Genomic DNA, 19,387 nt, shown 5'->3' on the forward strand with positions numbered 1-19,387 from the left:
ACCGTACCGCCGCTCACCGCTGGGCGTCCGGCTCCTCGCCGATCACCGACGGCGCTACCACCGACGATTCCCCCCAAACGTCCTCGGTCTCCACCAGCCAAGGCGGGATCCGCCTGCCGGAGCCCATGTCGCCGGCCCCCATGCCACCCATCGGCATGAACGGCATCATCGGCATCATGCCCTTCGCCGCGGCGGCACCGGCCGCCCCGGCGGCACCACCGGCCAGCCCGGACGCCGCACTGCCCGCCGCACCGGCACCGGCCATGCCGGGTGCCGCGGCCGCACCGTCGCCGGGGCTGCCGAGATCGACCCCGCCGACCCCGCCGACCCCACCGCCGCCGAGGCCGCCCACGCTGCCACCGCCGATCGGCACCCCGCCGCCACCACCGGCCGCCGCACCGCCGAAGCCGTCGCCGAGCTTGCCGGAACCGGTGCCGTCACCACCGCCGGGCAGCTTCTCGTCGCCGTCCTTCTTGCCACCGGCCCACGGCGGCACCTTCGGCATGATCGAACCGAAGCGGCCGAAGGCGGCGGCCGACGCGGCGGCCAGCCCGGCGGTGAACATGTTGCCGAACAACGGGCTGGACGGCTTCGGCTGGTCCGACGGCGGAACCGGCTGCGTGCCGTCACCGGGCAGCAGGGTCTGCGGTGCCCCCGGCTGCACGGAAACGCCGCCGGGGGGCACCGGCCCGGGCGCGGTCCCACCGCCACCACCGGCCCCGCCACCGGGGGTGCCCGGCCCGGGAACGGGCGGGGTGACGGCCGCGTTCGGCGACGCCGGGATCGACTCCTCGGCGGCGGTGTAGTCGCCGGCGAGATCGGTCATCACCTGGATCGCCTTGCTGTGCGCGGCGTTCGCGGCGTTCGCCGCCTGCTGCTGGGCTTCGACGTTGCCGATCGCGGTGGCCCGGCGCTGCGCGGCGGCCTGCACCAGCTCCGGCGACGCGTCCGCCGGCAGCAGCGGCGGGTTCACCGCCAGCGACAGGTCGGCGGGCGAGACCTCCGGCACGTTCACCGGCGGCGGCATCTCCGCCTTCGCGGTGTCCAGCTCGTCGGCCGCGTCCTCGAGCAGGTGCCGCATGGCAACCGCGGTCTGCCCGACCTTGCGGATGCCGCCCACCAGGTCGTCGATCATGATCTTGTACTTGTCCGCGGCGCCACCGGTCCAGTGGCCCTCGAACTCGGACAGCTGTGAGGTCAGGTTCTCGGCCTGCTCGAACAGGCCGAAGCCAGCCGCCCGCCACTTCTCCGCCGCCGCGCGGGCGCCGCCGGAGTCCCCGGCGTGCAGCATCGCGTACAGCTGCTGGTGGCTGAACGAACCGAAGTTGGTGCGCGCGTTCATCCCTTGGCCCCCTTGCCGTCCCCGCCGCCGAGCAGGTTGCCGATGCCCGCGACGATGCCGCCGATCACGTTGCCCGCGGTCACGTGCAGATCGGTGGCGACGCTCTGGTCGGCCTGCTGGTAGCCCTCGGCCACGGTGTGGGTGACGTCCTGGGCGAAGGTGATCGCGCCCTTGACCTGGTCGAGCAAACCCTGCATCTCGGCGACCGCGGCGTGGTGCGCTTCGGCGAGGGAACTCGCTTCGCCGAACTCCCCGAACCGCAGCGGCTCACCGCCGAGGGTGAGCAGGAAGTCGTTCGGCTTGGTCATGCACTCGAGCTGGATCTCCAGCTCCCTGGCGAAGTCCTTCAGGGACTCCAGGTGAACGTAGTACGACCGGTCTTGCATCCCGACTCCCTCGTTCTCCTTCACAAATCAGGGACGGCAGGCCGGACGGCCGGTGCGAGTGGGGGGTGGGCTCGCACCGGCCGGCCGGGATACTCCGCCGGTCACACGGCGAAGTAGTTGGTGTTCCGGTTCTCCAGCGCGTACTGCAGGTCGTGCGCTTCGCCCACCTTGCCGCCGAACTGCGCGATGATCGCGACGATGTCGGCGGTGGCCTGGCGGAGCCGGGTTTCCGAGGCTTCGGCGGCCTGACCGGCCGAGCTGCCAGAGGCGTACCAGGTGGCCTTGATCGGCTGCAGGTTCTGCTGCAGCGTCTCCAGGTGCGTGGTCAGCTGCTTGGCCTTCTCCGCCAGCGAGGCGGAGCTGAACTGCAGCGCGTTGAAGTTGACTTCGACCATGTCGGCCATGTCGGATTCCCCTCTGGGTCAGTTCGCGCCGGACAGGCGGCCGAGCACGGAGCCACCGGCGTCGGAGGCGAGGCTGGAGACGCTGTGCAGCTGCTGCGCCACGTCGGCGTCACCGCTGCCGTAGTTGTGGAAGCTCTGGTTGACCAGGCTGGACATGGTGTCCAGCTCGCGGACGGCCAGCGCCATCTTCTCCTGCAGCCTGCGCTGCAGGTCCCAGAACGCCACCGCCTGGTCGCCCTTGTAGTTGCGCAGCGTTTCGGTCAGCTCCGCTTCCAAGCTGGCCATGGTGGTCTTGGCGCTCGAAGCGGTTTCCTCGAACCCCTGGACCGCACGCGTCATGGCCGCGGCATCACTCTGGTAGCCGGCACTGCTCACGGGCTGGCCACCTCCTCTCAACTCGCGGGAAAGATCTCCGGGAGAGCCAGAGCTGAAGTTCTTCTCCGGCTCGTTGCGAATCACACGCTAGAAAAGCCGCCAGTACGTTCAAACGGCACAACTGCCGGTCGCGGTGGCGGTACTTGTACCCACGGCTCAGTCCGCCGGGGGTGTCCAGGCCACCTGCAGCAGCCCGGTGCCGAGCCGCCTGCTGACCAGCGTGCCCCGTCCCGGCGGCAGCGGACCGGCCTTGACGTCGCCGATCAGCGGTCCCTCGTCCTTGGACCCGGACATCACCAGGCCCGGCGAGCCGAGTTCGCGCACGCGCTGCACCACCGGCTCGAACAGGGCCCGCCCGGCGCCACCGGCACCCCGCGCGATCACCAGGTGCAGCCCGATGTCCCTGGCCTGCGGCAGGAACTCCAGCAGCGGCAGCAACGGGTTCTTGCCCGCGGTGGCCACCAGTTCGTAGTCGTCGACGAGCACGAACAGCTCCGGGCCGGTCCACCAGGACCGGTTGCGGAGTTGCTCGGCGGTCACGTCCGGGCCCGGCAGTCGCAGGCGCATGGCTTGCACCACCTCGCTGATCAGGCCGCTCAGCGTGGGTTCCGAGCCCGCGTAACCGAGCAGGTGCCGCCCGCTGACCGCGTCGAGCAGGCCGCGCCGGTAGTCGGCGACGATGATCGCCGCGTCGTCCGCCGGATAGGCTGCCATGATGCCCTGCCCGATCGTGCGCAGCAGTGCGCTCTTGCCCGCTTCGACGTCGCCGAAGGCCAGGAAATGGGGATCCGCGGCGAAATCCAGCAGCACCGGTGCCAAAGTGGACTCCGCGATGCCGAGCGTGACCAGGCGCGGCGGGGCCGCGGGCAGGCTGTCGAGATCGATCTTCGGCGGCAGCAGGCGCACCTGGGGTGCCTGCCCGCCGCGCCACGACTCGCTGATCCGGCGCACCAGGTCCGTGGCGCCCACGCCGATCGTGCCCGCGCGCTGGTCGCCGTCGATGCGGGGGAGCGCGCCGAGGAAGTGCAGCTTGTCCTGGGTGATGCCGCGGCCGGGGGCCTCGGCCGGCACGTTGCGGGCCACCTTGCGGTCGATCAGCGAGTCACCCGCGTCACCGAGGCGCAACTCGAAGCGGGTGCCGATGGCGTCACGCAGCTGCGCGCGCACGCCCATCCAGGTGTTCGCCGAAATCACCACGTGGATGCCGAAGCCGAGGCCGCGGGCGGCCAGCCCGGTGATCTGCTCCTCCAGCTGCTCGTAGTCCTTGCGCACGGTGGCCCAGTCGTCGACCACCAGGAACACGTCGCCGAACTCGCGGCCGTCGGTGCTCTCGGTGAACTCGGCGCGCCGGTTGCGGAATTCCGCGGCCGACTCGATCCCGTTGGCGGAGAAGAACTCCTCGCGTTGTTCGAGCAGCGTGGTCACCTCGGCGACCACCCGGCGGCAGCGCTGCGCGTCGCGCCGGGTGGCGTACCCGGACACGTGCGGCAGCCCGGCCACCGGTGACAGCGCACCACCACCCATGTCGAGCAGGAAGAACTGGGCCTCGGCCGGGGTGTGCGTCAGCGCCAGCACGCCGATCACCGCCCGCAGCAGCGTGCTCTTGCCGGTCTGCGGCGCACCGACCACGAGGGCGTGCCCGCCCGCGCCGGAGAAGTCCGCCCAGAGCAGGTCGCGCCGCTGCTCGATCGGCTTGTCGACCAGGGCCACCGGTACGGTCAGGCGGCCGTTGCCGCCCCAGCCGACCGGGCACAGGCCGCGGTCCGGGTCCTCGCCCAGCGGCGGCAGCAGCTGGTCCAGCGTGGGCGGTTCGGCCAGCGGTGGCAGCCAGATCTGGTGCGCGGCGGGACCGTCGAGCCGGGACAGCATGGCGTCGATGACCGTTTCGCCGGTGCTTTCGGCGGGTTCGGTCCGGACCACTTCCTCGTCGTCCCGTGGTTCGACCGGGGCGGGCGAGCTGACCGGGCCGAGGGTGAACGGCACGAGGTGCTGCTCGGGAGCCCCCCGTTCACGCACCACCACCCGCGGCGGCAGTTCACCGGAGACGTAGGCGGCCTTCAACCGGATCAGCGAGTCGGTGTCGGCCTTGAGGTAGGCCGAACCGGGCACCGGTGGCAGCTGGTAGGCGTCGGCGACCCCGAGCACCGCACGGCTTTCGGAGGCGGAGAAGGTGCGCAGGCCGATCCGGTAGGACAGGTGCGAGTCGAGGCCGCGCAGGCGCCCCTCTTCGAGCCGCTGGGAGGCCAGCAGCAGGTGGATGCCGAGGCTGCGGCCCAGCCGTCCGATGGAGACGAACAGGTCGATGAACTCCGGCCGGGCGGAGAGCAGTTCGCTGAACTCGTCGATGATGACCAGCAGCGACGGCAGCGGCCGCAGGTTCGCCCCGGCTTCACGGGCCCGTTCGTAGTCGCGGGCGGAGGCGTAGTTCCCGGCCGCGCGCAGCAGTTCCTGCCGCCGGATCACCTCGCCGTTGATCGCGTCCGCCATGCGGTCGACCAGGATGAGCTCCTCGGACAGGTTGGTGATCACCGCGCAGGTGTGCGGCAGGCCGGTCATGCCGGCGAAGGTGGCGCCGCCCTTGAAGTCGATCAGCGCCAGGTTCAGCCGTTCCGACGAGTGCGTCACGGCGAGCGCGGTGACCAGGGTGCGCAGCAGCTCGCTCTTGCCGGACCCGGTGGCGCCGATGACCAGCCCGTGCGGGCCCATGCCGCCCTCGGCGGACTCCTTGAGGTCCAGTTCGACCGGGCGCCCGTCCGGGTCCACCCCGAGCGGCACGCGCAGCCGGTCGCGGGCGGCCCGCGGCGCCCAGGTGATCGCGGTGTCCACGTCACGCGGATCGCCGATGCCGAGCAGTCCGGACAGGCCGAAGGTGGACGACATCGGGTTGTCACCGGTGACCACGGTGCCGACCTGGTGCAACGCGGTGAGCCGCCGCGCCAGCGCTTCGGCGGCGCCGGCGTCCAAACCGTCCGGTACGCCGAGGAAGCCGAGCTGCTGCTCGCTGCCCTCGCCGACCACCATGCCCAGCTGGGTGCGGTCGGTGTGCAGGCACAGCGTGCGGTCGCTGGGCACCGCGCTCGGCTCCTCCCGGCCGACGTCGAGCACGGTGACCCCGTGCTTGCCGCCGTGGGGCATCAGCCGGGTGTCGCCCTCGGTCTTGCCGCCGTCCACCACCAGCACGAGGTGCGGCAGGTCGTGGCCGAGACCGGGGGCGCGGGTGAACGCCGCGCGCTCGCCGAGGTCCTGGCCCAGCGCGCCGGCCAGGGTGGCCAGGTCGGCGGCGACCAGCCGGGCCGGGCCCGCCGCGTCGGTACCGGCGCTGGAGGCCGCGTGCGGCAGCCACTTCAGCCACTCCCACTCGGCCTGGCGGTCCGGCGGCGCGCACAACGCGATGCGCAGGTCGTTCGGTGAGTGGAAGGTGGCCAGCTGCGCCAGCACCGCCCTGGCCAGGTCGAGCACCTCGCCCCGGCGCCCGCTCAGCGAAACCGTGGCGAACGAGCGCAGCGAGATGGCCACCGGCAGACCGTTCACTGTGGAATAGGTGCGGATGAAGTGCCGCAGGCTGGTCGAGGACACCGGGTCGAGGTCCTCCAGCGGCACCGTCTGCGGTGCCTTGAGCGGGGTCATCAGCCGCTGCGGGCCGGTGCCCACGCGCACCTGGCCGAAGTGCCCGTCGAGCCGCCGCCGGTCCCACAACCGGCCGGCGGTGACGTAGGCCCACAGGTCGGCGGGCTCGGGCTGCGCGGAGATCATCGCCGAACGCTGGTTGTCCGCGATGTCGCGCACCTGCCCGCGCAGGCCGGCCAGGTAGCGCTGGTAGTCGCGGCGCTCCTCGTTGATCTGCGCCTTCTTCTGCTGCCCGCCCCTGGCCAGCGACATCACGATCATGCCGCCCATCGCGGTGATGAACAGGGCGCCGAAGACCCAGGTCATCGCGCCGCCGTCACGTCCGATGTAGACGAAGGACATGGCACCCATGCCGAGCATCATCGGCAGGAACAACATCAGCTGGAGCGCGCCACCGGAGCCGCCCTTGGGCAGCATCGGCGGTGACTGCAGGACGATCTCGCTCGGCTGCTCACCCGATAGTGGCAACCGGTCTCGGGCCAGGGTCATCAAACGCCGTTCTTGTTGGTGCGTGTGGGTACTTTGCCGCTCATTTTGGCCACTCGCCAGGCGGTCACGGTGGGTACTTTTGCCGTCCGTCGCCCTTCTCGGCCGTCCTTACGCTGGTCGCGACCGGTGGAAGGAGGGTGATGGGGAGCCAGGAGTTCCGGGCCGAGCCCGAGGCGATGCGCTCGGCGGCGGGCAACGTGGGCGGGATCATCCTCCGCGGGGTCAACTCCGTCGGCGATCTCGAACGGCTCGAAGTACCCCCGGCCTCCTTCGCCGGCATCGGGGACGCCGTGGCGGCGGCGGGCGCGGCGCTGCGGAGCCAGCAGGTCACCGCGGTCCGCACCCTGCTCAACCTCATGCAGGAAGTCAACGACCTGGTGCGCGAGTGCGCCGACGAGTACCAGGCCGCCGACGAGGCGGCCGCGACCGGGTACGGCGGCCGCCCGGCGGGCTCGGGCCCGGTGCTCCCGGCGATCTGGGGCACCCCGGTGGCCGCCGAACTGGCGGCCTGCGCGGTGCGGGACAGCGCCGGCGCGGGTGGGGAACCCGGTTCGGTGGGCAACGTGTTGCGCTATCTGGAACAAGCCGGTCTCGGCGAGCCGGGGGCCGAGTTCACCGACGCGAAGCAGTTCAACGCCTGGCTCGAGGGCAACGCGGACAACCAGGCCAGGGTCGGGGTGATCGAGGTCTACTCGGGCACCGCGCGTGACCTGGGCGACGTACCCGGCGGGGTGCGCGGCGGCGACGTGGTGATCGTCGCGGACACCACCATCGGCGTCGCGGGCAACAACGGCCAGCTGTACAACCACGGCCTGGTGGACTCCGGGGTCCACGGGCCGGCGAAAGTGAGCGTCTACCGACCGGCGTTCGCCTGAATACTTTTCCGGCCCGTGGAGAGAAAAAGAGGTGTGCAGTGTATTTCCCGAATTCCAGTGCGATGGACGCGACGGCGTCGTCCGGCGGGCCGATCACCATTCTGCCGCAGATCGTCACCGGTTCTCCGGAGCAGATCGTCAAGCACGTCGGTGAACTGCTGAAGAAGGCGACCGAGTTCGCCACGCTGCTCAACGAGTTCGCCGGGGCGGCCAAGCAGCTGGAAAAGGTCTGGTCGGGGAAAGCCAGTGAATCCGCGCTGAAGAAGATCGCCGACTCGCTGGCCTCGCTGAACAAGATCATCGACGTGGTGCGCCGCGGGGCGGATCTGCTCGGCATTTCCGGCACGCTGGTGCAGACCGCCCAGCAGGCGTACCGGTCGGTGGTTTCCGCGGTGAACCCGACGGTCGCCTCGCTGATGTCGAACCCGTGGACCTACGGCGCGGCGGTGGCGCTGTCCACCGCCACCAGCGCGTCGCTGAAGGGCTTCATCCAGGCCATCGCGGCGTTGCTGAAGACGCTGGGCGTGGTCGACCTGGCCGGGCAGATCAGCCAGCTGGTCACCATCATCGGCGAGATCGAGAAGCTGTTCGGCGGCGGCGACAAGGGCGCGGGCACCGGCAGCGGGCCGAACAACGGCAGCGTCAGCGGCACCCCGGTGGCGCCGCCGCAGGCCCCGCCCGCGGTGGCCAGCCCGTCCGGCCAGCAGGTGGCGGGCAACGGCGGCCTGCCCGTCGGCGGTTCCGGCGGGTACGGCGCGGGCGGGTACGGCGGTGGCACGGGTGGCGGCTTCGGCGGCGCCGGCGGGGGCACCTCACCCAGCGGGTTCACCAACTACGTGCCGCCCGCGTTGACCGGGTTCACCGGCAACCAGGGCCAGTCGCCCTGGGAGTGGGCCACCGGTGGTGGGGGCACCGCCGGTGGTTCACTGGCCCCCGGCCTGATCGACCCGCGCAACGCCTGGATCCCGGTCGACCCCGGCGCCTCGGCCGGGGTGCCGGCGCAGACGCTGCCCGCACCGGCCGACCCGGCACCCGGTGGCGGCGGTGCCGGTGCCGGTGGTGGCGAGGAGATCGTCATCCGCACCGAGCGCGGTGACGTGGCCACCTCGATCGAGGTGCCGATGGGCCGCGACATCGAACTCGACCTCGAGTTCACCGTGGACGGCAAGCAGTACGAGCAGCACATCGACATCGATGCCGACGGCACCGTGTCGGTCGACCGCTAGAGGGGGCGCAGATGAGCGATCCGTACCAGGTCCCGGACATGAACGCACTGCTGGAGGAGGTCCGCGCGCAGACCGAGCAGGTGCAGCGGATCCAGAAGTCGGTGGAGCGGATGGAGGTGAAGGGCTACTCGCGCGGCAACGAGGTGGTCGCCACGCTGCGCGGCGACGGCCGGTTCACCGACATCAACATCGATCCGGACGCCGTGCGCCGCTTCCCGGCCAGGGAGCTGGGCGAGATCGTGCTCGAAGCGGTCAACAACGGGCTGACCAAGCTCGGTGAGGCCAGCCGGGCCAAGTTCGCGCCGGTGATCGACGCCGCGGGGGCAGCGCAGCAGTGACCGAGACCGTCACCTCCGGCACGACCACCCGCCGGGTCACCGTGGTGACCCCGCTCGCCAGGGTGGATGTGGCGCTGCCGCCGCAGAGCACGCTCGCCGAGCTGGTGCCGCAGCTCGTCCGCCTGGCCGGGGCCGAGGGGCAGGCGCTGCCCGAGCACCCCGGCTGGGTGCTGACCCGGCTCGGCGGCGCGCCGCTGGCCCCCGGGCTGACCGTGGCCGCCGCCGGGATGCGTGACGGCGAAGTGCTCTACCTGACGCCGCGGGAACGCCCGCGCGCGCCGCTGCTGTTCGACGACGTGGTGGACTCGATCGCCAGCGCGAGCGAGTCCGACCGCGAATGGGGCGCCGGCCTGGCCCGCCGCGCCGGGATCACGGCCGCGGTGGTGCTGCTGCTCGGCGCCGCCGTGCTGCTGCAGGCCAGTTTCGCGGGCAGCTTGTTCGCCCCGCTCGGCTGCGGGCTGCTGGCGCTGGTGGCGCTGCTCGGCGGTGGGGCGCTGAGCCGGGCCTACGGCGACGCGCAGGCCGGGGCCGCCACCGCGCTCGCCGGGATCGGTGCGGCCCTGCTCGCCGGGATGTCGGCGTTCCCGCCGCACCCGCTGTTCTCCCTGGAGGCCGGGCCGCTGGGCACCGGGCTCGCCGCGGTGGCGGTGTTCGGCGCGTTGTCCGCGGTGACGGTGGCCGACCGGCTGCCGTGGTTCGCCGCGGTCACCGTCTCCGCCGTGCTCGCCGCGCCCGCGGCGGGCATCGTGCTGCTCACCGGGGTCCGGCCGGTCAGCGCCGCGGGGGTGCTGGCGGTGCTGGCCACCGCGCTGGCCGCGTTCGCGCCGATGCTCGCGCTGCGGCTCGGCAGGCTGCCGCTGCCCCGCGTCCCGGACGACATGGCTTCCTTCCGCGCCGACGAACGCCCGTCGCTCGGCGCCGCGATGGCCGGTCAGACCGCCTACGCGCAACGCCTGCTCACCGGCCTGCTGGTCGCGCTGGGCAGCGTGGTGCTCGGCTGCGCGGTGGTGCTCGTGCTCGACGGCGGGGCGTGGGAGGCCGGTCTGGCCGCGCTGCTCGGCCTGGCCTGGGTGCTGCGGTCGCGGTCCTACGCCGGCGGCCCGCAGCGGCTGGTGCTGATCGCCTTCGGCCTCGCCGTGCTGACCTGCGCCGGTTTCTGGCTGGGCGGCGGCGCCGACCGTTCGCTGGTCTTCGCCGCCGCGCTGGCCGTGGTGCTGGCCGCCGTGGTCTGCCTGGTCTACGCGGCGCGGGTGGCCAAGGGGCACCGCTCGCCGTACTGGTCGCGGTTGATGGACATCGCGGAGTTCGTGGTGCTGCTGTCGCTGGTGCCGATCGTCGGCGTGATCATCGGCGTTTACGAAGCCGTTCGGAACTGAGGGATTTTCGCGAGGTCGCGCCGTTCATCGGGCCGTGGCGCGTCGGGCCGCCCAGCGGCACGGCGTGCCGCGGCCCGATGAACGGCTCAAAGCGACCTCGCCCGCCGCGCCGGAGGCGCGGCCAAGTCACGGCAGGGCCAGCGGGAGGGAGCGGCGGACGTGTTCGGCGTGCCGTCCGTTCACCGCCACCAGCGGCACCCCGCACAGGGTCGGGGAGCCCGACGGCGGGGCGGCGTCGCCGCGGGTGCCGACGCGGACGGTCACCTCGGCCCGTTCCCGCCCGGCGGCCGTCCGGCTCAGCGTGTACGAGACGGTGGTGAACGCCGCCGTCGGCACGTGCCCGGTGACCAGCTTCGGCAGGTCGCGCCCGGACAGCGGCCGGAAGCACGACTGGCGGATGCGGCCCTCGCCGGTGCCCGCCGACCACCAGCGCCAGCCGTCGGTGAACTCCGGGACCTCGGCGCCGAAGTCCGGTTCCGCGCCGAGCGCCACGCGCAGTTCCTCACCGAGTTCCCCGGCTTCGAGCACGGTGCTCTCGTAGCCGGCATCCGCCAGCGCGCCCGCCAGCCCCAGCGCCGCGCTCGCGGTGGTGCGCAGGGCACCCAGCTCACCGCCACCCCTGGCCAGCGCGGCGATCGGCGCGTCGGCGGGGCGGTAGCGCACGGCCAGCCAGCACACCCGCAGCGGCGTCCGCCCCGGCCGCGGCGCGGTCCAGACCACCAGCTGCGCGCTGTCCAGCGGGATGTCGGCCCGGCGGTAGGTGGCGCCGAGCACGTCGAGCAGGGTGGCCACGGCGGGCAGGCCACCACCGGTCAGCCGCACCACCGAGGTCCAGCCGTCGCCGACCCCGGCGATGCCCAGCCGGTTGCCCGCCCGGTCGGTGTGCTGGCGGATCGCGGTCTCGCCGACCAGCGAGTGCATCGGCCCGGCCCCCGCGCGGCGGTCGTCGTGCTGGCGCAGGCGGAACCACAGCCAGGTCCACGCCCAGCCCGCCAGGTGCTTGCCGGTGATCCGCACCGAGGTGGTCAGCACCACCACGACGGCCAGCGCGATCGCGGTGATCGACCACGCGGTGAACCCGTCGGCCAGGCCGTAGGCCGCCACCGCGACCAGCGCGGCGACCTCCCAGAGCGCCACCTGCCGGGCGCGGATCGGCAGGATCCACGGCGCCACGGCCGGGTCGGCGATGGAACCGGGCTCCCGACCCCCAGCCGGGAGCGGCACGGAACTCCGGCTCTGCCAGGGGGCAGGCGAAGACAACGACACAGGCAAGGCCCCTCTCGAACTCCCCCTGGGCAAACGGTATCCGGACACCGACCGCGGCGCTGCCGGAAAAATTGCCCACATCACGCGAGTGCATTCATACCTAGCATTGGGCCCGCGGCACGGCTTCTCTTCGGGGGTAACAACCGGTGTGGACTCAGCGGGACCAGATCCAGGCGTACCAGTTCCTGCGCCGCCGACTGGTCTCGGCACTCGTTTCGGCCGACGCCAACCACCCCGTCTCGCCGGGGCGCAGGCTGGTGCTCGGCACCATCATCGGCATCGCGGTGGCACTGCTGATCACCGCGGTGTTCGGGGTGATCGGGCTGCTGAAACCGTCCGGTGGCAAGGACTGGCTCTCCGGCGGCAAGGTGATCGTCGAGGAGGAGACCGGCGCGCGGTTCATCGCCGGTGAGGACGGCACGCTGCACCCGGTGCTCAACTACGCCTCCGCGCGGCTGCTGGCCGGTGGCGACGGCTCGGCCACGGTGAAGGTGCCGGCGAAGAACCTGGCCAAAGCCGGGCGCGGCGCCCGCGTCGGCATTCCCGGCGCCCCGGATTCGTTGCCGGGCAAGGAAAGGCTGCTGACCGGCGCCTGGGTCTCCTGCTCCCGCACCAGCCGTGATCAGCCCACCGACGCCGAGCCGCACACCTCGGTGCTGCTGGGTGCCCCGTCCACCGGCCGGGAAATCGCCGCCGGGGAAGGACTCCTGGTCCGCCTGCCCGGTGGGGAGCGGTACCTGATCAGCTCCGGCCACCGGTTCCGGCTCAGCCCGGAGGCCGGTGCGGCGCTCGGGTACGACCGCCGCGTGCCGATCGTGGTTTCCAGCCGCTGGCTGAACAGCGTGCCCGCCGGGCGGGACCTCGACTTCATCGGGGTCGAGGGAGCCGGGCGCAAGGGGCAGCGGGTCGGCGGGCGCGACACCGAGGTCGGCCAGGTGCTCAGCGTCGCGGGCACCAGCTCGCCCGGTTACTACCTGGTGCGCGCCGAAGGGCTGACCCCGATCACGCAGACCGAAGCGGCGTTGATCCTGCAGGCCCCGGCGAACGCGGCGGCCCAGGTGTCCAGCGGCGCCGGTCAGACGATCGAGGTGTCCGCGGCCGACGTCGCCGCGGCGGGGCTGGCCGAGGACGCGGGCACCGCCGGTGGTGCCGATCCGGCCGGGTACCCGGACCGCATCCCGGTGGCGGTCGAGGTCAACGGCGACGCGGTGGCGATCTGCGCCGAGGGCGACGGCTTCGGCACGGCGAAGGTGACCGTCGGCGCGAACCCGCCACTGCCCGGCGGGGCCCGCACGCAACCGGTGCCGCCGGGTGACGGCCGGACCGCCGACGAGGTCTACGTGCCGCCGTCGGGTGGGGCGGTGCTGGCCGAGCAGCCGTCCGGCACGGTGTACGTGGTCACCGATCTCGGCACCAAGTACCCCGTTGCGAGCGGTGAAGCACTGGCCGCACTGGGTTATGGTGCTGTACCTAAGCTGCCGGTGTCCGCCGGTCTGCTCGCGCTGGTGCCGAGCGGGCCCGCGCTGGACCCGGCGGCGGCCGCCGGATTCGCGTGAACTGGGGTGAGGCAGGAGTGGTCAGCACGCAAGCGATCAGGGTCGGGGTGATCGAGGACCACCCGCTCTACCGGGCGGCGGTGGCCAGGGTGCTCGACGAGGCCGAGGACATCGAGCTGGGCGCGGTCGCCGACTCGGTGGCGCGGTTCGCGGTCTGCCGCCAGCCCGCCGGGAGCGTGGTGGTGCTCGACCTGAAGCTGCGGGGCATCGCCGACGCCGCCGCGGTGATGGAGATCGTCGGCATGGGGCACAAGGTGCTGGTGGTCTCCGCGCACGCCGGGCAGTCCGAAGTGCTGGGCGCGATCTCCGCCGGCGCCCGCGGATACCTGTCGAAGGACGCCGACGGCGAGGAGATCCTGAGGGCGATCAGGGAGATCGCCTCGGGCAACTCCTACGTCTCGCCGACGCTGGCCTCGTTCGTGCTGAACTCCACGCGGGACCGCAACGCCGGGCCGAAGCTGGTGCTGTCGGAACGGGAGCGGCAGGTGCTTTCGCTGGTCGCGGCCGGGGAGCGGGACCAGGACATCGCCGAGGCGATGTCGATCAGCGTCCGGACGGTGCGGTCCTACCTGGACCGGATCCGCGACAAGACCGGCAGGCGCCGACGGCCGGAACTGACCCGGCTGGCGATCGAAGAGGGGATTGCGCATCCGTCCTGATCCGAGGGGGTTCCGCCTCGTCCTCGCCGTGTTTTTGGCGGTGGACCGGGGCGGGGTGGGGGGTCTGGGCGGGAGCTGTGTTCGGGTGCCCGGCCTGCGGTGGGTGGGTCGCGTTGTGCTCCGGGCGGCGGGTGGGGCCGCGTTGGGTGCCCGGGCTTGCGGTGGGTAGGCGGGCCCGGGTCTGCGCCCTTGGCTGCGGTGGGTGGCTGGGTCCGCGTTGGGTGCGGCCCGGGGGTGGGAGTCGCGTTCGCGCCCGTGGCTGCGGTGCGCGGGGTCAGAGGCGCCGGTTCGGCAGGACGGCGGTGGCCTCGCGGGAAGCCGCCGAGAGGGCCGGGTCCACGTCGACCACCAGCAGTTCGGCGTCCCCGGCGAGCTGCGCGTGCACCCGCCCGAACGGGTCGGCGACGGTGGAGCAGCCGATGCCGGTCGGGGCCTTCGGGCTCACCTGCGCCCCGGTCACGGCGGGATCGGCCTGGTCGCAGGCCAGCACCCAGCTGCCGGAGTCCAGCGCCCGCGCCCGCACCAGCAGTTCCCACTGCTCGCGCTTGCCCGCACCGGCACCCCACGAAGCGGGCAGCAGCACCGCGGCCGCGCCCTCGACGGCCAGTCGCTGGAACAGTTCCGGGAACCGCACGTCGTAGCAGGTGGCCAGGCCCAGCACGGTGCCGTCGACGGTGACCGTGGCGGTCGACTCGCCCGGGGCCACCGTCTTCGACTCCTGGAAGCCGAAGGCGTCGTACAGGTGGATCTTGTGGTAACCCAGGTGCGTGCCGAGCCCGGTGACCAGCAGCGTGTTGCGGACGCGGTCGCCTGCCGGGGTGAACATGCCCGCGACGACCAGCACGTCGTGCTCGGCGGCGACCTGCGCGACGGCGGTGGCCCACGGCCCGTCCAGCGGTTCGGCGAGCGGGCCCAGCGGCACGCCGAAGGCGGCCATCGTCGCCTCCGGGAAGACCACCACGCGGGCACCCTCCCCGGCGGCGCGGGCGGTCCAGTCGCGGACCAGTTCCAGGTTGGCGGCCGGATCGGCACCGGAGTTCAACTGGCAGAGCGCGATTCGGGGCACGGGCGTCTCCTCTCCGCCGTCGAAGCTACCCTCATGGCCATGCTCAACCGCACGGACCTGCGAGGTCGCACCCCGTCCCCCGCCGAACTGCGTGCCGCCCTGCCGCGCGCCGGAACCGACGTGGACGCCGTGCTGCACCTGGTCCGGCCGATCGTGGACGCGGTCCGCGAACGCGGTGCCGAGGCGGCGCTGGAGTACGGCGAGCGGTTCGACGGCGTGCGGCCCGCCGCGGTCCGGGTGCCCGCCGCCGAGCGCACCCGTGCGCTGGCCGAGCTGGACCCGGCGGTGCGCGAGGCGCTGGAGGAGGCGGCCACCCGGGCCCGCAAGGTGCACGCCGACCAGCGCCGCGCCGACGTCACCACCACCGTGGTCGAGGGTGGCACGGTCACCGAGCGCTGGGTGCCGGTCGAGCGCGTCGGGCTCTACGCGCCGGGCGGGCTGGCGGTCTACCCGTCGACCGTGGTGATGAACGTGGTCCCGGCGCAGACCGCGGGCGTCGGCTCGCTGGTGCTCTGCTCACCACCGCAGGCGGAGTTCGGCGGCCTGCCGCACCCGACCGTGCTCGCCGCCGCCGAACTGCTCGGCGTGGACGAGGTGTGGGCGGTCGGCGGGGCGCAGGCGGTGGCGCTGCTGGCCCACGGCGGCACCGACACCGACGGCACCGAACTCACCCCGGTGGATGTGGTGACCGGGCCGGGCAACATCTACCTGACCGCGGCCAAGCGCCTGCTGCGCGGCCTGATCGGCATCGACTCCGAGGCGGGCCCGACCGAGATCGCGGTGCTCGCCGACGAAACCGCCGACGCCGCGCACGTGGCCGCCGACCTGATCAGCCAGGCCGAGCACGACCCGCTGGCCGCCAGCGTGCTGGTGACCACCTCCGAGCAGCTCGCCGACGCCGTCGACGCCGAGCTGGCCCGCCGCGTGCCGAAGACCAAGCACACCGAGCGCGTCACCGAAGCCCTCTCCGGCAAGCAGTCCGGCATCGTGCTGGTGTCCACTGTGGACGAAGGGCTGCGGGTGGTGGACGCCTACGCCGCCGAGCACCTGGAGATCCAGACCGCCGACGCGCGGGCGGTGGCCGCCCGCGTCCGCAACGCCGGCGCGGTCTTCGTCGGTGCCTACGCCCCGGTCTCGCTCGGCGACTACTGCGCCGGCTCGAACCACGTGCTGCCCACCGGCGGCTTCGCGCGGCACTCGTCCGGGTTGTCGGTGCAGAGCTTCCTGCGCGGCATCCACGTGGTCGACTACAGCGAGCAGGCGCTGCGCGAGGTGGCCGGCAAGGTGGTCGCGCTGGCCAACGCCGAGGACCTGCCCGCGCACGGCGAGGCCATCACGGCGAGGTTCGAGCAGTGATCTTCCTGGACGCGGCGGGTGCCTGCCCGCCGCCACCCGGCGTGCTCGACGAGGTGGTCGGGCACCTGCGCCGCGAGGCCGAGGTCGGTGGTTACCGCGCCGCCGCCGAGCGCGAGGCGGACCTGGAACGCGCCTACCCGGTGTTCGCCGAACTGCTCGGCTGCGAGCCGGACGAGGTGGCCTTCACCGACAGCGCCACCCGGTCCTGGCTGACCCTGGTCGACTCGATCCCGCTGGAAGCCGGCGACCGGGTGCTGGTCAGCGAGGCCGAGTACGGCGCGAACGCGGTCGCGCTGCTGCGGCTGGCCGAGCTGAGCGGCGCGCGGGTCGACCTGGTGCCCTCGGACGCGTCCGGTCAGCTGGACGTCGAAGCGCTGCGGAACCGGCTGGACGAGCGGGTCAAGCTGGTGTCGCTGGTGCACGTGCCGACCAACGGCGGGCTGGTGAACCCGGTCCGCGAGGTCGCCGAGACCGCCCACGAGGCGGGTGCGCTGGTGCTGCTGGACGCCTGCCAATCCGTCGGCCAGCTGCCGGTGCACGTCGCCGACCTCGGTGTGGACCTGCTCAGCGGCACCGGGCGCAAGTGGCTGCGCGGGCCGCGTGGCACCGGTTTCCTGGTGGCCCGCCGCGAAGCCGCCGACCGGCTGCGGCCGCGGTTGTTCGACCACAGCGGGGCCGACTGGTCCGGGCTGTGGGAGTACCGGCTGCGCCGGGACGCGCGGGTGCACGAGCTGTGGGAGTTCGGCGTGGCCGAGCGCCTCGGCCTGGTCAAGGCCGCCGAGCACGCCCTGGAGCTGGGGCTGGAGCGGATCGCCGCGGAGGTCGGGGAACGGTCGGCGCGGCTGCGGGCCGGGCTGGCCGCGATCCCCGGCGTGGCCGTGCACGACCTGGGGGAGCGGCCGAGCGGCCTGGTCACCTTCACCGTCGACGGGGTCGAGGCCCGGCGGGTGAAGGAACTGCTGTGGGAGAAGGACATCGTGGTCAGCGTGACCTCCGAGGGGTCGACCAGGTTCGACATGGGACGGCGGGGCCTGAGTTCGATGGTCCGCGCGTCGCCGCACTACTTCGTCACCCACGCGCAGCTCGACGCGTTCCTCACCGCGGTGACCGGCCTGCGGTGAGGTGCTCGCCACGCCTTAGGCTGGGGCCGTGGACGAGCTGGACGCTGTGACGCTGGACGAGCTGCCGTTGCGGGAGGACCTGCGCGGACGCAGCCCGTACGGGGCGCCCCAGCTGGACGTGCCGGTCCGGCTGAACACCAACGAGAACCCGTACCCGCCACCGGACGCACTGGTCGAGGACGTGACCGCGGCCGTCCGCGAGGTGGCCGCCGGACTGCACCGCTACCCGGACCGCGACGCCGTCGAGCTGCGCCGCGACCTCGCCGCCTACCTGGCCGCGAGCACCGGCGTGCCGCTGACCGAGCGGCACCTCTGGGCCGCGAACGGGTCCAACGAGGTGCTGCAGCAGATCCTGCAGGCGTTCGGCGGGCCGGGCCGCAGCGCGCTCGGCTTCGAGCCGTCGTACTCGATGCACCCGATCATCTCGGCGGGCACCCGCACCGAATGGGTGCCCGCTCCGCGCCGGGACGACTTCACCCTGGACACCGGGGCCGCCGCCGCGGTGGTCGCCGAGCGCGCCCCCGACGTGGTGTTCCTGACCAGCCCGAACAACCCGACCGGCGGGTCCATCCCGGTCGGCGGGCTGGCTGCGGTGCTGCGGGTGGCGCCGGGCATCGTGGTGGTGGACGAGGCGTACGCGGAGTTCTCCAGCCAGCCGAGCGCGGTGACGCTGCTGGCCGAGCACCCGGGGAAGCTGATCGTCTCGCGCACGATGAGCAAGGCGTTCGCGTTCGCCGGTGGCCGGCTGGGCTACCTCGCCGCCGCACCGGCCGTCGTGGACGCGCTGCAGCTGGTCCGGCTGCCCTACCACCTCTCGCTGCTGACCCAGGCCGCCGCGCGGGCCGCGTTGCGCCACGCCGACGCCACGCTCGCCTCGGTGGCCAAGCTCGCCGCCGAACGCGACCGGGTGATCGACGCGCTGGCCGGCCTCGGCGCCACCCCGGTGCCCAGCGACGCCAACTTCATCCTGTTCGGCCGCTTCGCCGACGCCCCGGCCACCTGGCAGTCCTTCGCGGACCAGGGGGTGCTGATCCGGGACGTGGGCATCCCCGGGCACCTGCGGGTGACCGTCGGCACCCCGGAGGAGAACGACGCCTTCCTCGGCGTCGCCAAGGAAGTGTTCGCGAAGGACGTTTTTGCGAAGGAGGTGCCCAGGTGAGCCGCGTGGGCAAGGTGGAGCGCACCACCAAGGAGTCCTCGATCTCGGTCCAGCTGGACCTCGACGGCACCGGCGAGGTGGAGGTCGCCACCGGGGTGCCGTTCTTCGACCACATGCTGACCGCGTTCGGCGCGCACGGTTCGCTGGACCTCAAGGTGGACGCCACCGGTGACGTGCACATCGACGCGCACCACACGGTCGAGGACACCGCGATCGTGCTGGGGCAGGCGATCCGCCAGGCGCTCGGCGACAAGCGGGGCATCCGCCGCTTCGGCGACGCGTGGATCCCGATGGACGAAACACTGGCGCACGCGGCGATCGACGTCTCCGGCAGGCCGTACTGCGTGCAACTCGGCGAGCCCGAGCAGTTCAACACCTTCACCATCGGCGGGAACTACCCCTTCGTGCTGACGCGGCACGTGTTCGACTCGCTGTCGTTCCACGCGCAGCTGGCCCTGCACGTTCGGGTGCTGCACGGGCGCGATCCGCACCACATCGCGGAGGCGCAGTACAAGGCGGTGGCCAGGGCCCTGCGCGCGGCCACCGAAGCCGATCCGCGGGCGCACGGCGTCCCGTCGACCAAGGGGGTGCTGTAGTGCCGAAGGAAGTCGTCGTCGTCGGCCTGCTGGCACTGGCCGGGTTCCTGGCCGGCGGGGTGTACAGCACGTGGAAGACGGCGCGCGGGCTGGCGTTGCTGCTCGGTGTCGGCGCGGTGCTGGCCGTCGGCGGCGCGATCGCCTGGCTGGTGGGTTAGCCGGGAGTCGCC

At 72.9% G+C, this 19,387-nt stretch carries 18 protein-coding genes; 11 read left to right on the forward strand and 7 right to left on the reverse strand.

Translation table 11 applies throughout. The annotated features are described in order from the left end of the window. Positions 1-13 precede the first annotated feature (13 nt). From AC07EG_RS12445 to eccCa, 5 genes are all read right to left on the reverse strand, one after another. The gene (locus tag AC07EG_RS12445; protein WP_478253163.1) at positions 14-1,342 is read right to left on the reverse strand and encodes a WXG100 family type VII secretion target; all 1,329 of its coding nucleotides are present in this window, start codon (positions 1,340-1,342) and stop codon (positions 14-16) included. Further along, complete coding sequence (locus AC07EG_RS12450) at positions 1,339-1,728, reverse strand: hypothetical protein (RefSeq protein WP_478253164.1); 390 nt, start codon at positions 1,726-1,728, stop codon at positions 1,339-1,341. Before AC07EG_RS12450 ends, AC07EG_RS12445 begins: the two co-directional genes overlap by 4 nt. A gap of 101 nt (positions 1,729-1,829) precedes the next feature. After that, positions 1,830-2,132 (reverse strand): hypothetical protein, encoded by a 303-nt coding sequence (locus AC07EG_RS12455; protein WP_478253165.1) that lies wholly within the window; start codon positions 2,130-2,132, stop codon positions 1,830-1,832. Between the two features lie 18 nt (positions 2,133-2,150). Beyond that, the gene (locus AC07EG_RS12460) at positions 2,151-2,507 is read right to left on the reverse strand and encodes a WXG100 family type VII secretion target (RefSeq protein ID WP_478253166.1); all 357 of its coding nucleotides are present in this window, start codon (positions 2,505-2,507) and stop codon (positions 2,151-2,153) included. A gap of 156 nt (positions 2,508-2,663) precedes the next feature. After that, positions 2,664-6,623 carry a type VII secretion protein EccCa gene (eccCa, locus tag AC07EG_RS12465; RefSeq protein WP_478253167.1) on the reverse strand — a complete coding sequence of 1,320 codons (3,960 nt, stop codon included), beginning with the start codon at positions 6,621-6,623 and terminating at the stop codon, positions 2,664-2,666. 140 nt (positions 6,624-6,763) lie between these two features. Here eccCa and AC07EG_RS12470 point away from each other — a divergent pair, with 140 nt between their 5' ends. The 4 genes from AC07EG_RS12470 (at position 6,764) to eccD (ending at position 10,438) form a co-directional block, all read left to right on the forward strand. Then, positions 6,764-7,498, forward strand: a complete 735-nt coding sequence (locus tag AC07EG_RS12470) for a WXG100 family type VII secretion target (RefSeq protein WP_478253168.1) — start codon at positions 6,764-6,766, stop codon at positions 7,496-7,498. Positions 7,499-7,560: 62 nt separating this feature from the next. Further along, on the forward strand, positions 7,561-8,724 hold the full coding sequence (locus tag AC07EG_RS12475; protein WP_478253169.1) for a WXG100 family type VII secretion target: 1,164 nt from the start codon (positions 7,561-7,563) through the stop codon (positions 8,722-8,724). An 11-nt stretch (positions 8,725-8,735) separates the two neighbouring features. Next, complete coding sequence (locus AC07EG_RS12480) at positions 8,736-9,062, forward strand: YbaB/EbfC family nucleoid-associated protein (RefSeq protein ID WP_478253170.1); 327 nt, start codon at positions 8,736-8,738, stop codon at positions 9,060-9,062. Next, on the forward strand, positions 9,059-10,438 hold the full coding sequence (gene eccD, locus AC07EG_RS12485; RefSeq protein ID WP_478253171.1) for a type VII secretion integral membrane protein EccD: 1,380 nt from the start codon (positions 9,059-9,061) through the stop codon (positions 10,436-10,438). The genes AC07EG_RS12480 and eccD overlap by 4 nt, the downstream gene beginning before the upstream one ends. A 126-nt stretch (positions 10,439-10,564) precedes the next feature. Here the strand turns inward: eccD and AC07EG_RS12490 are convergent, their stop codons facing one another. Continuing rightward, complete coding sequence (locus tag AC07EG_RS12490; protein ID WP_478253172.1) at positions 10,565-11,611, reverse strand: type VII secretion protein EccE; 1,047 nt, start codon at positions 11,609-11,611, stop codon at positions 10,565-10,567. 239 nt (positions 11,612-11,850) lie between these two features. Between AC07EG_RS12490 and eccB the strand changes: the two genes are divergently transcribed. Both eccB and AC07EG_RS12500 read left to right on the forward strand, forming a co-directional pair. Continuing rightward, positions 11,851-13,260, forward strand: coding sequence for a type VII secretion protein EccB (gene eccB / locus AC07EG_RS12495; protein ID WP_478253173.1), 1,410 nt, complete (start codon positions 11,851-11,853; stop codon positions 13,258-13,260). Between the two features lie 17 nt (positions 13,261-13,277). After that, positions 13,278-13,919: a LuxR C-terminal-related transcriptional regulator gene (locus AC07EG_RS12500; RefSeq protein ID WP_478253174.1), complete on the forward strand. Its 642-nt coding sequence runs from the start codon at positions 13,278-13,280 to the stop codon at positions 13,917-13,919. A gap of 274 nt (positions 13,920-14,193) precedes the next feature. Here AC07EG_RS12500 and AC07EG_RS12505 read toward each other — a convergent pair whose 3' ends face one another. Continuing rightward, positions 14,194-14,985 (reverse strand): carbon-nitrogen hydrolase family protein, encoded by a 792-nt coding sequence (locus AC07EG_RS12505; protein WP_478253175.1) that lies wholly within the window; start codon positions 14,983-14,985, stop codon positions 14,194-14,196. Between the two features lie 39 nt (positions 14,986-15,024). Here AC07EG_RS12505 and hisD point away from each other — a divergent pair, with 39 nt between their 5' ends. The 5 genes from hisD to AC07EG_RS12530 are packed head-to-tail and all read left to right on the forward strand — an operon-like array spanning position 15,025 to position 19,375. Continuing rightward, positions 15,025-16,341 carry a histidinol dehydrogenase gene (gene hisD / locus AC07EG_RS12510; protein ID WP_478253176.1) on the forward strand — a complete coding sequence of 439 codons (1,317 nt, stop codon included), beginning with the start codon at positions 15,025-15,027 and terminating at the stop codon, positions 16,339-16,341. After that, the gene (locus tag AC07EG_RS12515) at positions 16,338-17,462 is read left to right on the forward strand and encodes an aminotransferase class V-fold PLP-dependent enzyme (protein WP_478253177.1); all 1,125 of its coding nucleotides are present in this window, start codon (positions 16,338-16,340) and stop codon (positions 17,460-17,462) included. Before hisD ends, AC07EG_RS12515 begins: the two co-directional genes overlap by 4 nt. A 28-nt stretch (positions 17,463-17,490) precedes the next feature. Further along, entirely contained in the window at positions 17,491-18,621 is a 1,131-nt protein-coding gene (locus AC07EG_RS12520; protein ID WP_478253178.1) for a histidinol-phosphate transaminase, read from the forward strand. Continuing rightward, the gene (hisB, locus tag AC07EG_RS12525) at positions 18,618-19,217 is read left to right on the forward strand and encodes an imidazoleglycerol-phosphate dehydratase HisB (RefSeq protein ID WP_478253179.1); all 600 of its coding nucleotides are present in this window, start codon (positions 18,618-18,620) and stop codon (positions 19,215-19,217) included. Before AC07EG_RS12520 ends, hisB begins: the two co-directional genes overlap by 4 nt. Beyond that, positions 19,217-19,375 (forward strand): hypothetical protein, encoded by a 159-nt coding sequence (locus AC07EG_RS12530; protein ID WP_478253180.1) that lies wholly within the window; start codon positions 19,217-19,219, stop codon positions 19,373-19,375. Before hisB ends, AC07EG_RS12530 begins: the two co-directional genes overlap by 1 nt. Positions 19,376-19,387: the final 12 nt, after the last annotated feature.

The organism is Amycolatopsis sp. NPDC045836 (assembly GCF_056431745.1).

Coding starts and splice junctions, on each gene's coding strand:
- AC07EG_RS12445 (WP_478253163.1), bottom strand. CDS start 1,342: ATGAACGCGCGCACCAACTTCGGTTCGTTCAGCCACCAGCAGCTGTAC.
- AC07EG_RS12450 (WP_478253164.1), bottom strand. CDS start 1,728: ATGCAAGACCGGTCGTACTACGTTCACCTGGAGTCCCTGAAGGACTTC.
- AC07EG_RS12455 (WP_478253165.1), bottom strand. CDS start 2,132: ATGGCCGACATGGTCGAAGTCAACTTCAACGCGCTGCAGTTCAGCTCC.
- eccCa (WP_478253167.1), bottom strand. CDS start 6,623: ATGACCCTGGCCCGAGACCGGTTGCCACTATCGGGTGAGCAGCCGAGC.
- AC07EG_RS12470 (WP_478253168.1), top strand. CDS start 6,764: ATGGGGAGCCAGGAGTTCCGGGCCGAGCCCGAGGCGATGCGCTCGGCG.
- AC07EG_RS12475 (WP_478253169.1), top strand. CDS start 7,561: ATGGACGCGACGGCGTCGTCCGGCGGGCCGATCACCATTCTGCCGCAG.
- AC07EG_RS12480 (WP_478253170.1), top strand. CDS start 8,736: ATGAGCGATCCGTACCAGGTCCCGGACATGAACGCACTGCTGGAGGAG.
- hisD (WP_478253176.1), top strand. CDS start 15,025: ATGCTCAACCGCACGGACCTGCGAGGTCGCACCCCGTCCCCCGCCGAA.